At 41.9% G+C, this 14651-nt stretch carries 13 protein-coding genes; 8 read left to right on the forward strand and 5 right to left on the reverse strand.

Annotated elements, in window-relative coordinates; all coding sequences use genetic code 11:
- The 4 genes from GX654_07825 to GX654_07840 all read left to right on the forward strand — a co-directional run.
- Positions 1–665 (forward strand): DUF342 domain-containing protein (locus GX654_07825; protein ID NLD36760.1); only part of this gene is annotated, 665 nt, incomplete at its 5' end.
- 20 nt (positions 666–685) lie between these two features.
- Positions 686–1084 carry a CBS domain-containing protein gene (locus GX654_07830; protein ID NLD36761.1) on the forward strand — a complete coding sequence of 133 codons (399 nt, stop codon included), beginning with the start codon at positions 686–688 and terminating at the stop codon, positions 1082–1084.
- A gap of 878 nt (positions 1085–1962) precedes the next feature.
- Complete coding sequence (locus GX654_07835) at positions 1963–2406, forward strand: hypothetical protein (protein NLD36762.1); 444 nt, start codon at positions 1963–1965, stop codon at positions 2404–2406.
- A 53-nt stretch (positions 2407–2459) separates the two neighbouring features.
- Positions 2460–3863: a hypothetical protein gene (locus GX654_07840; protein ID NLD36763.1), complete on the forward strand. Its 1404-nt coding sequence runs from the start codon at positions 2460–2462 to the stop codon at positions 3861–3863.
- A gap of 84 nt (positions 3864–3947) precedes the next feature.
- On the opposite strand, the gene GX654_07845 is transcribed toward GX654_07840, so the two are convergent.
- From GX654_07845 to GX654_07855, 3 genes are all read right to left on the reverse strand, one after another.
- Positions 3948–4907: a 6-phosphogluconolactonase gene (locus GX654_07845; GenBank protein ID NLD36764.1), complete on the reverse strand. Its 960-nt coding sequence runs from the start codon at positions 4905–4907 to the stop codon at positions 3948–3950.
- A gap of 37 nt (positions 4908–4944) precedes the next feature.
- Positions 4945–6294 carry a phosphoglucosamine mutase gene (locus tag GX654_07850; GenBank protein NLD36765.1) on the reverse strand — a complete coding sequence of 450 codons (1350 nt, stop codon included), beginning with the start codon at positions 6292–6294 and terminating at the stop codon, positions 4945–4947.
- A gap of 112 nt (positions 6295–6406) precedes the next feature.
- The gene (locus tag GX654_07855) at positions 6407–7651 is read right to left on the reverse strand and encodes a UDP-N-acetylglucosamine pyrophosphorylase (GenBank protein NLD36766.1); all 1245 of its coding nucleotides are present in this window, start codon (positions 7649–7651) and stop codon (positions 6407–6409) included.
- Between the two features lie 201 nt (positions 7652–7852).
- On the opposite strand from GX654_07855, the gene GX654_07860 reads away from it, so the two are divergent.
- The 4 genes from GX654_07860 (at position 7853) to GX654_07875 (ending at position 13241) form a co-directional block, all read left to right on the forward strand.
- Entirely contained in the window at positions 7853–10072 is a 2220-nt protein-coding gene (locus tag GX654_07860) for a YvcK family protein (protein NLD36767.1), read from the forward strand.
- A gap of 48 nt (positions 10073–10120) precedes the next feature.
- A complete protein-coding gene (gene rapZ, locus GX654_07865; GenBank protein NLD36768.1) occupies positions 10121–11086 on the forward strand; it encodes an RNase adapter RapZ in 966 nt (321 codons plus the stop codon).
- A gap of 253 nt (positions 11087–11339) precedes the next feature.
- Entirely contained in the window at positions 11340–11789 is a 450-nt protein-coding gene (locus GX654_07870) for a response regulator (protein NLD36769.1), read from the forward strand.
- 165 nt (positions 11790–11954) lie between these two features.
- Positions 11955–13241: a site-specific integrase gene (locus GX654_07875; GenBank protein NLD36770.1), complete on the forward strand. Its 1287-nt coding sequence runs from the start codon at positions 11955–11957 to the stop codon at positions 13239–13241.
- Positions 13242–13425: 184 nt separating this feature from the next.
- Here GX654_07875 and GX654_07880 read toward each other — a convergent pair whose 3' ends face one another.
- Both GX654_07880 and GX654_07885 read right to left on the reverse strand, forming a co-directional pair.
- Positions 13426–14154, reverse strand: a complete 729-nt coding sequence (locus tag GX654_07880) for a molecular chaperone Tir (GenBank protein NLD36771.1) — start codon at positions 14152–14154, stop codon at positions 13426–13428.
- Between the two features lie 10 nt (positions 14155–14164).
- Positions 14165–14470, reverse strand: coding sequence for a hypothetical protein (locus GX654_07885; GenBank protein NLD36772.1), 306 nt, complete (start codon positions 14468–14470; stop codon positions 14165–14167).
- Positions 14471–14651 lie beyond the last annotated feature (181 nt).

Genomic DNA, 14651 nt, shown 5'->3' on the forward strand with positions numbered 1-14651 from the left:
ATGGGGGGATTGTGGGAGGCGATAATGCAAGTATAACCTCAGGGGGGGGGCTGAATGCCTTTTTCATAGAAAGTGCAAAGGTGTATGCAAAGGGGGATATTCATATACGCGATGATATTCGTAACAGCAGTGTCTCATCCGGGGGCGCTATAGACGCAACATCTGGAAAGGGGCGGATAATAGGAGGCACTGTTACAGCGCTCAAGTATATAAAGGCAAATGAAACAGGTTCCCCGGCAGGGGTGAAGACAAATATTATTATTGGTGTTAATGCTGAACAGGCAGAAAGAAAAGAAAAGATCATGCAGCGCCTTGAGGAATTCAGGCACCAGAAGGCAAAGATAGATATCATTCTCGTAAGGTTCAAGAATAAAAATTGCAATGCAGAAATCCCTAAAGAGATGAGGTTTAAGCTTGATAAGCTTGTCAAGCAGAGGCGCAGTATTGTTCAGATGGAGGCCAAGCTTAACGAATATATGGTGGAGCTTCATAAGAAAGAGATTGATGAAGCGGGTCATCCGCCATCCCTTACTATCAACAGGATGGTATTTGCAGGCACGAGAGTTACTATAAAAGGCTCTTTTATGGATGTGGAAACCGACATGCCCGGAAAAACAAGGTTTTTTCTTGATCGCAGGAATCAGGTAACCTTTAATAATAATTAATCCTGATAAGGAGGATAAGGATGGATGTAAAATCTATAAAAGTAGCCGACCTGATGAACAGGGAGGTAATGATAATTGATAAAAACTCGAGCATCATATCCGCTGCAAAACAGATGATGGCAAAACATGTCTCAAGTTTAATTATTATGCCCGATGACCCTCATGACTCCTTCGGGATAATAACAAGAAAGGATGTGGTAGAAAGCTTTATCAATTCCGGAGCAATAGAAAAATCAATTCTGGTTAAGGCGGTAATGTCAAAGCCATGTATATGTGTGCATCCTGAACTCTCTGTTTATAACTGTTTTCAGATGATGCTGATGGTTGGCGTAAGGAGGATGCCTGTTACAGAAGGGAGCAAACTGGTGGGGATAATCAGCAATACTGATATTCTTGAAAACATTGTAAGGGGCGTTTAGATATCTTTCTCTCACCTCTGTTTACTGTTTATATTCCTATGCTGTTAGGTTAGGGTACTACTATTATAATTTGTCTCTGTTTTTTTCTCTAACAGCCCCAAAAAAAAGCTGTATTCCCGATCTGTTCGTAAATGACGGCGGTGTTGTCCCTATTCAAACTCCTCTATCGGGTAAAAGAGAAATCAATCATGCATGGCTGTTCAGGGTTATCGAAAGAAGCCTCTTCTCAGGTTTTACACCGGTATTTATTAGAATTTTTAAAAATAATCTTAAGGTAATTAATTTTTTTGCCGATAAGAGTGTAACTGTTTAGATAACAGAATAAAAGGTGCAATGTAGGAGTCAAATAATTAGAAGCTCAAAAATTACCAGGCTTGAATAAAATCAACTATTCGCCGCTACTTGCATAGGGGTTTTTTAAGAGACATAAGGAGATAAAAAGGAAATTGATTGGGGACGAATTAGTATTTTGATTTATAAGATATGAAAAATATTTGCATTGAAATTTTAAAATATATTTGTTTTACCGGTTTTAGATTTTGCTGTTGTTCATGAGCTGTATTTTAGGGAAGGTCACACCCTTTCTTAAGTTGTTTTTCTGTTGTTTTTCTTCTGGTTATACCCGGTTTTTGTCAAATTAAGAATCGATATAAAAATAAATGAGTTTGTCAGATAAACGTGATTTGTATCGCGATATTATTTCTCTGGCCTAATTCAAAGAAAACCATTCGTGCCTCATTCATAAAGGTCATTCGTATTCTGTGACCTCTCATTTCTGATTGTTTCCTTGATGTGACCTGGTAAAAACAGGGTTAATTTTTAGCGAATGAAGAACAACAAAGCTGTCTTTTTTGCAGCCAAAATGGAGGATGATGAAAATGAGAGATCATAGCAAGTTAAGATTTAGTATCATGATTGGTTTTTTACTTGTATTTCTTGCTTTATGTGAAACCAGTGTGCTGGCTTCAGATACAATTATTGTGGGAAACAAAAACCTTTCAGTAAGCACTCTATCAAAGGAAACAATTCAGAAAATCTTTCTTGGGGAGCAAACAACATGGGAAGATGGAAGCAAGATTAAATTTGCCTATTTACAGGTTGACCCTACCGACAAGATATTTCTCAGGGAATACATGTATTACACAAACATCAGATATATACGCCACTGGCGAAGCCAGGTTTTTTCCGGGAAGGGAGAAATGCCGCCCATGCTTCAGTCTGATGCAGAGATGTTGAAATTTATCCAGGATAACAATGGCTCTATAGGTTTTGTAACAGGCGGTGCAGATACTGGTTCAGTCAAGACTTTGACTGTTAAATAGAAGAACTGAATTAATAACATATTATTCCTGACTAAAATAAATTGGAGGATATCATGAAAATAAAACACACTATATCATTATTACTTATCTTAATATTATCAGGTTTTACCTGTGCGGGCGCGGCAGAACTTGGGGGCATAGACATTCATGGTTTTATATCGCAGGGGTATATTACCACTTCAGACAACAATTTTATGGGGAACACCTCAGATGGCACCTTTGAATTTAACGAGATTGGTATAAACTTCGGCAAGCAACTCACAGAAAATATGCGTGTTGGCGTACAGCTCTTCTCTAGAGACCTTGGAAACTATGGCAATAACGAAATTACAGTGGACTGGGCTTATGGGGATTACCGCTGGAAAGACTGGCTTGGACTTAGGGTCGGCAAGATCAAGACACCCCATGGTCTTTATAATGAGACCCGTGATGTGGATATGCTGCGAAACTGGATTTTTTTACCACAGAGTGTATACCCGGAGATTGAGCGTGATGCGGCTCTTTCATTGATGGGTTTTGGTATATACGGCAACGCTGATCTGGGCATGTTCGGAGGGCTCTCTTACCAGGCCCTTGCCGGGACTCAGAATATAGATGCCAATGAGTCTCTTGCACAGTCTTTGATGGGTATTAATACATTTGATCCTTATATGAGGAACCAGGACATCAACGTCGATAAAAAATATGCCGTGAGCCTTACATGGAAAACACCTCTAAAAGGCCTGCGGATAGGCGGCTCTGCACAGGTTGCCAAAATGGATCTCGTATCCTATGGCGCATACCCAGCAGGGGCAGGGATTTTCAGCTACATGTTTATGGCAATGGATCCTGAAACCGGTATTCCTGTGTTTGATTCTGAAACCAGTTTACCAGTTTACTATGAGTATGCTTTTAATGCTTTAACTGACGTTAAGACAGAAAATTATGTCTTTTCTGCAGAATATACCTGGAATAATCTTATGGTAGTTGCCGAGTATATGTTGTCAGACCGTGAGTTGACAATCAATACACAGGGGGTATACCCCAATGTGGCCAATTCTTTTAATGAGACCTTTGCTTATTTGGGGCAGACAGAATGGGCAGGCGTATATACACCATCAACACCAATATACAGAAAACCGGCCGGATGGTATGTGGGGGCAACCTACCGCTTTACCGACTGGTTCGAGCTGGGTGGTTACTACTCTGAGAACTATGGAAACAGGAACGATCGTAATGGCGCAATAGCCGTAGCAGACCTGCTTCAACCGCTTGATCCGATATACAGGGCCTATAACAATGATATTTGTCTGACCGCACGTTTTGACATTAACGAGTATTGGGCCATAAAGCTAGAAGGCCACAGGATTGAGGGTGTTGCGGGCCTACCACTTTCAGAAAATACAGGTATGGATAATTCGCATACCTTTAAAAAAGACTGGGAGATGTACGCGGCTAAGGTTACTTACAGCTTCTAGGCCAAAGGCTGCTTTCATTTGAACCCGCACTGCTTGACTTGATGGTCATGCCCGATGCGGGTTCAAAACAATTTTACCCCAAGTCTATGGCCGCTCCTCAATCTTTATCTTCTTCTTTTTAAGTAGGGGCATATTTTCAAGCAATCCCCTCCCTGCTACCTTGTCAACTATGTATATCAGGTTTCCATTGCTTTCAGCATATCTCTGCCCATAGGAAATGGGGACATCCGGGGTTACCTCCCCCAGCAGTGAGCGCGTTATTGATTCTGTCTTTCTTTTTCCGTCTGCTAGTAACACAACTGTTCCGGCCTTGTAGACCAGTTCCGCTCCCATTGATATGGCATAATTGGGGCATTCTTTAACAGAGGAGAAATGCCCATCTATCACAGAATTTTTTATGGTGTTGTTATCAAGTTTCACCAGCATTACAGAGCTTCCCTTGAAGGGGATACCGGATTCATGGAATGCAACGTGACCACGGCCACCAACGCCAATAATCTGGATATCAATGCCACCTGCTTTTTTGATTTTACCCGCATACCCGTCCAGGATCTCTTTTTTTATCCAGGCAAGATATTCCGATCTGGCCTTCTGCCTTATTGAAATGGATTTTCCGACATCAGTGCCTTTGAACTCCCAGTCACCCGGGTATTTTTTCAGTTCACTTATAAGCCTTTTCTGATCTATCAGCGATCCGAATGGAACGCTTGTCTGTATGAATTTCTTTTTAAGAAGGCTGAAGAATTGCTGAATCATAAAGAAACAGTAACTCTCAGGGTGCATAATACGCTGCTGAGGGTTTTCACCAGGGAGCCCCACATATTCATCAAGGTTGAAGCTTCTGATCCGGCCAGTGTCAAACTCACCCATGTTTGCAGCCTCTGCAAGATATTTATACATGCCTGTAGGTGAGTTGCCTGTTGCAAGCCCCAGCACGACCCCCTTTTTCACCTTTAATTTTTTAAGGAGTTCCTTTTTTATTGTATCAGCCGCTATCCTGCTCATATGTTCAAAATCATTTGTTATTATAACCTTAACAGGCATATTATCTCTCCGATCTCTTTTAAATTGCTATATCTGTCTAGCCCAGAATCCTTTTGACAACATCTGCGATCTCTTTACAAAATCTGGTTGTAACATCTTCAGACGGCCCCTCGACCATAACCCTGCACATATTCTGGGTTCCTGAATAGCGGACAAGCACCCTGCCTTCATCCCCCAGCTCCTTTTCCACCTGCTCTATTATCTCCATGATTTCAGGCTCTGTATTTATATCAGGTTTTCTTTTTACATCGACATTTATAAGCTTTTGAGGAAAGATATCCATCATCTTGGCCAGTTCTGAAAGGGGTTTGCCTGACCTGACCATAGCGGCGATCAGTTGCAGGGCGGTGATTATACCATCGCCAGTTGTGTGCTGATCAAGAAAGATCATGTGCCCGGATTCTTCACCACCTATAACCCCGCCAAGCTTTATCATGTCTTCAAGTACATAACGGTCTCCCACCTTGGAGGCATGGTGCCCGAAACCATATTTTTTGCAGGCCATTCGGAGCCCCAGGTTGCTCATAATGGTGCTTACAAGAAGGTCATTTTTAAGACGGCCCTGCTCCTTGAGGGTATTTGCACATATAAGCAGGATCTGGTCTCCGGTTATTTCATTACCCTTTTCATCTACAGCTATCAGCCTGTCACCATCGCCGTCAAAGGCAAGACCTATTGCGGCCCCCTTTTCCAAAACCTTTTTTCTTAAGTCAGCGGTGTGCTGAGAGCCACAATTATCATTAATGTTAACACCATTGGGGGAATTGTGAATCACATCTACATCTGCTCCCAGTTCCCAGAAGGCAGAAGGGGCGACTTTATAGGTGGCGCCGTTGGCTGTGTCCAGGACTATCTTCATCCCCTCAATGGAGAGATCCCTTGGGAATGTATTCTTGAGGAATACAATATAACGGCCATTTACATCGCTCAGGCGAAAGGCCTTGCCCATCTCTTTTACAGGAGGCACAAGTTCATGCAGGGTATTACTCAGCATCAGGTCTTCAATGGCCTCTTCCTGTTCATCAGAAAGCTTGAATCCGTTACCTGAAAAAATCTTTATGCCGTTATCCTGGTAAGGGTTGTGAGATGCTGAAATAACAATGCCTGCATCGGCCCTCATGCTCTGGGCAGCAAAGGCGATTCCCGGTGTTGGCAGAACCCCTAGCAGGTAAGGGTCACCCCCCATTGAGGTTATGCCTGACTCAAGAGAACTCTCCAGCATGTAGCCGGATATGCGGGTGTCTTTACCTATTACAACCTTTGGACGCGCCCGCTCTTTTTTAAGTATATATACAACCGCCTGGCCAATGGCAAATGCGATCTGTGCATTCATCGGATACCTGTTTGCTTCCCCCCTGACTCCGTCAGTACCAAATAATTTTCCCATAAAGGATCCTCCTTAAGAGTTTATAAAAAAAGGACAAAATATAATTACATAATCTTAAATACCTTTGGATATTCCACAGGTATAATTTTATACAGTTACAGCAGATAGATGATTATCCGGCAAAGAGTCCAAAGGATGGTATAATCTCCCCTGTCTTTTTACATAAGGCATCAATGATCACCTGAAGCCATATGGTGCCCTTATTAGACGCCTGAGCAGGAAGCCCCTGTATGACTGATATATAATCTGACCCCTTTCCGTCTAATGATTTTTCAAAGGCCGACAGGAATGCCTCTCCAGAGCTGTTGACCACGCTGTTCTTCCTTTCACCGGAAAAAAGCCCGGCTATTTCTGCAAATTTTGAATAAAACTCATTTCTACCTTTTGTCAGGCTGTTATCTTCATCTCCCTGCGTCTTGACCTTTCCGGCAAGCACCTCCAGCCGTTTGATGCGTTCCTTTTTTGCCATTGCCAGTTTCTCAACTGCCCCATCAAAGACAAGTCTGCCCAATTCCTGTGAATCAAAAAACGGGCGTCTCACATGGGTGTACCACTCATGAAGGGCCGTAAGGCTTGCAAGATAGATAATATTGTTTTGAATAATACGGCGGAGACTGGGGTATGCCTTTGGCCTGTAATCAATAGTCTTTCCCTGATAGGATTTGCCTACAATCAGTTTATTGTCATCAATAAAATCGTTGCGCAGCACGGAATTGGCTGCGACCACATTCCCGAACCCCATGCGTAAAGGGCCTACAATGCCTCCCTGGCCTCCCAGAAAAATAGCCGGCTGATTGAGCATCACGCCCCTGGGCACATCACCTATCAGTGATGCGGTTGTTTTATCACCGTCAGGTGTAAAATTGAAATGTATATATGAACTCCCGACCTCACTGTGATCCTTGCGGCTCGTGCCTCCGGCCATCAGGCAGTCACAGAAATTGATAAGACTGCCCAGTGTTACAAATGGAAAGAGGATAGTCTGCTTAATGCCTACACAGTGGGCGCCGTTTGCCTCCTCTTCAAGGATACACCCCTCACGCACCTGGGCGCCGGAGCCCATGTTGGCCTTTTCAAGAAACACGGAATCTGAAAAAAAGCCCCCCTTTAGCTCCACCCCTTGCCCAAGCTGGCAGTTGTTTATTGTAACCGGCGCCTCATAGCCGATCTTTGCGCCTGCGGAGATAACGGTTTTTTCGCCATAGATCCTGCAACCCGGGTAGATCTTTACCCCTTTAGAGGAAATGTTTTCTGTTTTTATTTCATCGCCCAGGTCAAGGCTGAATGGATTAGGGATATCAACACCTTTGTTAACAAGCTCAATGATTTTATCATGACATCGAAGTTTGGTTTCCATAATATGCTCCTGAAATGGCTTTGTATAAATTAATTCAACAAGATTATCAAATATATTTTAATATGAAGCAGGCTGCTGTGATCTGATTTTCTAATTGACACATGAAGGTATTGCCCATATATTTTCACTAAAATTAAATTAATAAAAATACTACAGCACCTGCTGAGCCATGCGCCCGTTATGCGCGGGGCTCTTATAATCATGAGGTTTCTGCTCCATATGAAAATATCCAAACTGGGCCGATACATTGACCTTCTCCTTGAGGAGGTCATTAATCAGACTCCCCCTTCGGGGCGCCGGCAGAATTCTATATCTGCTCTGGCAAGGGAGATCCGGTTATCGGAATGCAGCAATACAAGGGTAGTGATATTCGGAGGGGGAACCGGGCTTTCCACGGTGCTTGGAGGAGACTCCCGTATCGACGAATGGCTGGAGAATCCATTTGTGGGGCTAAAGGAGGAATTCCCTCTGCTTGATGTAGTGGTGTGCACGACAGATGACGGGGGTTCAACAGGCCAGCTCCTCAGACAGTTACCAATAATCGGGATAGGCGACATCCGGAAGGTTCTCCTTTCCCTGATCCTTCGTGCGAATCTTCAGAAGAGATATGGTCTTGATGATGTCTCAACAATGAATCTGATCCGCGTCCTTCATGCAATATTCAATCGAAGGTTTGATGAGGGCTTTAACGATTTCCGGCATGTCACAAACCCGTTTCTTTCTGTGGCAAGGCCTTTGAGGAGATATTGCCCTGAGCCTCTTAAGACCCTTTTTTTAACGCTTGGAGAATATATTTCTCCCGGTGGAAAGGGGCCTGTAATAGAACCCGGAGGCCACTGCCTGGGTAACCTTATACTTGCGGCAGCCATATTAAGATCAGCAGATGAAACAGGATGTTTCCCCCCTGATCTTAATGCAATACTTGCGGGTATTAGAGTTATCGCCGATGCTATTGGTGTAAATCCCGGATTTCTGCATCCAGCGACCGCCACGCCCGGCCAGCTTGTATTAAGATACAGCAACGGGGTTGCGGTGAGGGGACAAAACAAGGCAGCCATCACCCAGCGCCGTCTGCCCATAGATCATTTATTCGTGGAATGCCGTGATGACGCCTCTGTAAGCGCAGATATAATCAGGGCGATAAAAAATGCGGACCTTATTCTTTTTGCCCCTGGAAGCCTCTATACCTCAATTATGCCCATACTTCAGCTTACGCCGGTTATAAGGACAATACGTAATAATAAAAAGGCGCTCAAGATCCTGGGGGCAAATTTCTGGGTACAGGCAGGGGAAACTGATATATCCCGCCATAGAATGAGCCGCGGCTTTCATGTCTCAGAGCTGATTGAGGCATATGACCAGAACATCGAAGGAGGGTTTGACGGTCTGTTTGATGTGGTGCTGAGCGCAAACCTGGAACATATACCGGGTGATGTTATCCGTAATTATGCGCTGGAAGGCAAAAGCCCCATATATCTTGACCGTGAAAGGGTGGAAGGCATGGGGATACTGCCTGTTGAGGCCACCATGTATTCACCTGAACGACTGAGGACGGCCAATGTGATCCATCATGACCCGCAGAAGTTTTCTCTGGCTGTCCGTGCGCTTCTTATCGCTCACAGACATTTAAATCTGAAGAAAGAACAAACCTCATCCAGGCCAAAGGTTAAAAGGCATAAAGGCATGGTTTATACAGATTCGCCTCTTTTTTCTTCCTATCATTCCGAGGTAAAGGCAATGCTTTCCGGAAAAAATTTTACTCCTAAAAGCCTCGGGAAAACCATGCTTGATATTATCTGGGAGAATCGTGATATCCGCATTGAACATCTTAAATATTTCAGGGGTGTAAAGATTGTCCCTGCAGCAGGATGGTCAAGGAGCAGGGAATGGGATAATTTACTTGGATATTATGAGCCTGAAGACGGTTTACTTAAAATACATGAGCAGGCGGAAAGGGATCCCGACCTCCTCAGGGCCAGTCTTCTTACGGCCCTGGGTGAATCACTACTGGGAAGGTATATTGATTACCGGCAATGGATTAATGGAGAGGATATCTCTTCATGGGGAATGAGGCGTTATGAGATCCGGCTGCGGCCCATAATTGACCGCGCATGTTTCCTTGATGACAGTGCCCTTCGCTGTTATCTCAGGTTTGCCCGCATGCTTGAAAGTCCCCATGACCCTTTTACCTTTGGTATAACCCTTAATGACCAGGAAGGATTTCTTCCGCCTGGCCTGCTTTTCGGGTTGTTATACGCGTGGTATCTGAACAACTCCTATGGGAGGATCATGGAGTATGAGATGTCACTCCTTCGCTGGTCTCCGGAAAAACTTATACCCTATCAACTGGAAGAGTATAACCGGAAAAAGGAGCTGGTAAGATTTTTTCGGAACCTGGTATTTATGCATAAGGATAAATGACTGTGCCATTGCATGATTAAAAAAATATTCTCATAAAGGGTAAAAAAGATGAAAAATCTGAGGGTGATTCTAATCAGTGGCCTTTCCGGTTCCGGAAAGACAACCGCTATCAAGGCCCTGGAAGATATAGGGTTCTACTGTGTCGATAACCTGCCAATCCTTCTTTTGCCGCAGTTCTTGGAGCTGTGTGAACAGTCAGGCGGTAAGATATCAAAGGTTGCGGTGGTAAAAGATATAAGAGAAGAGGCATCCCGTCCTTTGTTCAGGCCCCGGTCAGACCCTGCCAGTCTGGAAAAGCCGCCCATGAAACCGGAAGAGGCGGAAAAGTTAATAGATATGTCAGAGGAATCCCGGAGGATTTTAAATGACCTGAAAAAGGATGGCTATCGTATTGAAATTCTTTTTCTGGAGGCAAAGGATACAATCCTGATTAAGAGATTCAGCGAGACACGGCGTCAGCATCCTTTGGCAGTGGGCGGCTCTATCAGGGACGGCCTGCACCTGGAAAGAAGGCTGTTGCAGTTTTTAAGGGACATGGCTGATCAGGTCATTGATACATCAACAATAAGCGTCCATGAACTTAAACAGAAGATACAGCATTATGTCCAGGAGGAGAATCCCCTTAACCGTATGACAGTCTCGCTTATATCCTTCGGTTACAGCTTTGGCATTCCGACTGAGGCTGAGATAGTTATGGATGTCCGATTTCTGCCCAACCCCTATTTTGTGGAAGAATTCAGGAACCTGAATGGTAATGATCAGAAGGTGTACGAGTATGTAATGAAATGGGATGAAACAAAGGAGCTGTTGAGGCACCTTGAAAACCTGATCCGCTTTTTATTGCCACTTTACCAGAGAGAGATGAAGACCCACCTTACCATTGCTGTCGGATGCACAGGAGGGAAACACCGCTCCGTCTCATTAATAAATCGTCTGGCAGAGATTTTCCGGAAAGAGTTTGATAAAATGGGGTTATATCTCCTGGTAAGGCACAGGGATGTTGATAAGGGTTAAAGGCGCTTTGGAACAAAAGTATGGAAAAATTCTCACAAAATTTGTTATCATGCCTGATAATCCTCATGCCACCCATATTTATAAATATGGCTATTGTGATTAATCATCCTGTTTTTTTTGTTTATCAATATTAAAAGCCGGTGTAGAATGGGCAATCTGTCTTAAGGCGGGATAAAGGGATTGGGACATGATGTGACATTATCTTTTGAACTATGTACTTATAGTCGGGGCTCCGCTAAAGGAGGAATTTGCCATGTCGGACGGATTGAATGTGATTGTTGTTGATGACAACAAAGAGGTCTGTGAACTTGTATCAGACATTATAAAACGTTTTTATACCTGGGGAAATGTGATCGCCTTCAGTGATGTTGAGGAGGCGATTGTCTACTGCAAGAGTCAGAGGACATGTGTATCTATTTTTGTTATAGATGTCTTTCTGAAGGACTATACAGGCTTCCAGTTTCTTGATTCCCTGGCCTCTAAGTTTCCAATGATCTATGAAGATGCCATAATAATGTCAGGAAATGCCAGTGACGATGTTGTCAACATGTGTATTGCAGCAAATATAACTTATCTGCTTGAAAAGCCCATAAAGGCATATGCCTTACAGCTTGCTGTAAAGGCTATTGTTAATAAATATATCAATTTTGCCAAAAGACTTATTGATAACCCCGATCTGGCAGAGGATATATATAATTTTTAAAGGGATGGTGCCGAAGAGGAGACTTGAACTCCTACGGGGGAACCCCCACTAGACCCTGAAACTTGTTTAGCAATATTATTTATTGACTAAATACAGTAACTTATCTAATATCAATTCACATTTGTGTTAATTTTGTGTCAATAATTTTCCATTGAGAGGCGAATTATGGATGTCAATGTTTACAAGAGAGATGGCAGTCCATTCTACTGGATGAAGTGGTATTTTTCTGGGAAACTACACAGGCAGTCTACTAAAACAAAGAACCTAAAGAAGGCGAATTTGATTGCCAAGGATAAAGAACAGGAACTACTGAGACATGCCGGAATAAGTGGGGTAGCGAAAATTCCATTTAAAGAGATGATGGAACAGGTTCTACTTGATTACAAGGCGAACGGTAGAAAATCCTTTCATATCGCAGAATTGAAGGTAAAAATTCTTTACGCCTATTTTAGGGAAGATACAAAGATTGTAGATATAACAGAGCGGAATATTCAAGAATATGTATCATACAGATTGACAAAATGTAAAAACCAAAAGAAAGAACCAATCCGCCCTGCAACGGTAAATAGGGAACTACAATTACTGAAAAGGGGATTTTCCATTCTGCATCAGAGAAAGATGATAGGCGCAGTGCCTACAATACAACTTTTACGAGAAGATAATATCAGAAAAGGATTTTTTGAACATTGGGAATTTTTGAAGTTAATGGAAAAGGCATCTGAACATATCAAACCACTGGTGACATTCATGTATTTTACCGGATGGCGATTTAGTGAAGTGGTTAATATTACATGGGATATGGTTGATATTGATAATGGTGTTATTACCATTCCCCCGGGTATGACAAAGAATAAAAAAGGCAGACACTATTATATGCCTGATAATATACTTGAGATGATAAGGGACATTTGGTCAAAACGAGTTGAAAGAATAAGAATTAATGAATCTGCCCCTGACTATGTTTTTACAAATAAGAATTATACAGACAGGATTAAGGATATAAGAAGTGCCTGGGAAAATAGTTGTAAAAGGGCAGGATTAAATGGGAAGTTAAAACATGATTTTAGAAGAACGGCGGCGAGGAATTATGTAAGAGCAGGTGTTCCACAACGAGTGGCGCAGGAACTTTTAGGACATCAAACCGCATCTATCTTTTCAAGATACAATATTGTTTCTGACCAAGATTTACGGGATGCTGTAAAAAAACAAATGGAATATATGAATAATCAGACAAAGAATAGACCTATTGAAATACCGCCTGAAGGTTTTAGAGAATGGGAACCAATGATTAAGAAAATGAATGAGAATTATGAAAAGGAACATCAGGAAGGCATTAAATATTTAAGAGAAAAATATGAAAATGTAGTTGAGGTCGATAAAGAGGGAAAGGTTAAAGTCCTGCAAGGGGAAGGGTTTCCAAATGAAACTGACAAGAACTTGCATGAAAAATAAATTTTTTTTATAGGAAATCATTCGAATAAACTGAAAATAATGGGTGTGTGTATCCGGGTCTCTGGCATGGGTGCCCGGGCAGTGATACTGAAAGTGCCACAATCAATAATGGCGGAGTGCCCAACATATAAAATGTATTAGTTGTTTAGTTTTCAGAAATTTAAGGGGGGTCTTCTGTAATAACTCATTGATTAATCATCTCATCATCTTTAAAAATACCGGAATATTTAGTTCCATCAAAGAGGGTTACAGTGCCAGTCCCATTTCTTTTACCATATAAATATTCACCATCATATCGACTTCCATCAGGGTAAATATAGGTTCCGTAACCATGTTTTTTACCTTCCTTCCATTGTCCAGCATATTTCCCTCCATCTGGATAAATAAAGGTTCCATTGCCATCCATTTTATTATCCCTCCAATCACCCTCATATTTACCGCCGCCGGGATAAACAATGATCCATTTACCATTGCTCATTCTATTATTTTCATATTTTCCAATAAATTTAGTTCCATCAGGTTCTATTGTTGTCCCATATCCATGAAATTTATCATCCTTAAAATTTCCGATGTATTTTATTCCTCCTTGAAGAATTAAAGTGCCTTTACCATCACGCTTTCCATTTTTACATTCACCAATATATTCCTTAATATCTGGATGACCTTGCGGATAGATTAGATGCACTTGTCCATGAGGTAAACCATTCTTGAATTGACCAATGAATTTCATACCATTAGAATTTGTAATAGTGCCTTGACCTGTCATCTTACCTTGTTTAAATTCACCAACATACTTTAATCCATTTTTAAAATAAAAAGTGCCATGACCTTCATAACAATTTCCTTCTATACATTCGCCTAGCAGGTTATTTGAAAATAATATCAACAATAATAGTAATAAACTTTTTATCATTCTATCCTCACTATTCATAGAATGGTTCAATTTTCCAAAAACTCTTCGATACCATTTTAACATTTTCATAAGGCATTGTTGCCTTTTCTTGTAAAATAATTGTTTGTCCAGCTGGTATTCTTGCATCATCTATAAATATATTTCCATAACCAACCTGAAACCCATCTTGGTCAGTGAGGAAATATTCTATATACACTTTTATATTCCTACTGGTTTTATTTTTTATAGTTATCTGCCAACCCCATTCTACTTTGTCCTTTGCTGGTATTTTTGTTCCTTTTATTTTTAATGCTTCCTCTCGATATGCACGTATCATTTTATATCCATCACTTAAGACTTCTATGGGATAATTGGGGTCAGTAACATTGCGTTGTAGCTGGTCGTGATAAATTGAGCCAAAAATGGTCGTTAAGAATTGAGCCACTCTGGTAGAGGCAAGGGATTATTAGTATATTAAAAGATTTAATCCCAGATACAGAGGAGAACGGCTTGAAAAA

Origin of the sequence: Desulfatiglans sp. (assembly GCA_012513605.1) — a bacterium.
Lineage (GTDB): Bacteria > Desulfobacterota > DSM-4660 > Desulfatiglandales > HGW-15 > JAAZBV01.

What these genes read in the sequence shown, in the direction of transcription:
- GX654_07875 (NLD36770.1), top strand. Translation starts at nt 11,955, where the DNA reads ATGGATGTCAATGTTTACAAGAGAGATGGCAGTCCATTCTACTGGATG.
- GX654_07880 (NLD36771.1), bottom strand. Translation starts at nt 14,154, where the DNA reads ATGATAAAAAGTTTATTACTATTATTGTTGATATTATTTTCAAATAAC.
- GX654_07870 (NLD36769.1), top strand. Translation starts at nt 11,340, where the DNA reads ATGTCGGACGGATTGAATGTGATTGTTGTTGATGACAACAAAGAGGTC.
- GX654_07855 (NLD36766.1), bottom strand. Translation starts at nt 7,651, where the DNA reads ATGGAAACCAAACTTCGATGTCATGATAAAATCATTGAGCTTGTTAAC.
- GX654_07860 (NLD36767.1), top strand. Translation starts at nt 7,853, where the DNA reads ATGAGGTTTCTGCTCCATATGAAAATATCCAAACTGGGCCGATACATT.
- GX654_07830 (NLD36761.1), top strand. Translation starts at nt 686, where the DNA reads ATGGATGTAAAATCTATAAAAGTAGCCGACCTGATGAACAGGGAGGTA.
- rapZ (NLD36768.1), top strand. Translation starts at nt 10,121, where the DNA reads ATGAAAAATCTGAGGGTGATTCTAATCAGTGGCCTTTCCGGTTCCGGA.
- GX654_07845 (NLD36764.1), bottom strand. Translation starts at nt 4,907, where the DNA reads ATGCCTGTTAAGGTTATAATAACAAATGATTTTGAACATATGAGCAGG.
- GX654_07850 (NLD36765.1), bottom strand. Translation starts at nt 6,294, where the DNA reads ATGGGAAAATTATTTGGTACTGACGGAGTCAGGGGGGAAGCAAACAGG.
- GX654_07840 (NLD36763.1), top strand. Translation starts at nt 2,460, where the DNA reads ATGAAAATAAAACACACTATATCATTATTACTTATCTTAATATTATCA.
- GX654_07885 (NLD36772.1), bottom strand. Translation starts at nt 14,470, where the DNA reads ATGATACGTGCATATCGAGAGGAAGCATTAAAAATAAAAGGAACAAAA.
- GX654_07835 (NLD36762.1), top strand. Translation starts at nt 1,963, where the DNA reads ATGAGAGATCATAGCAAGTTAAGATTTAGTATCATGATTGGTTTTTTA.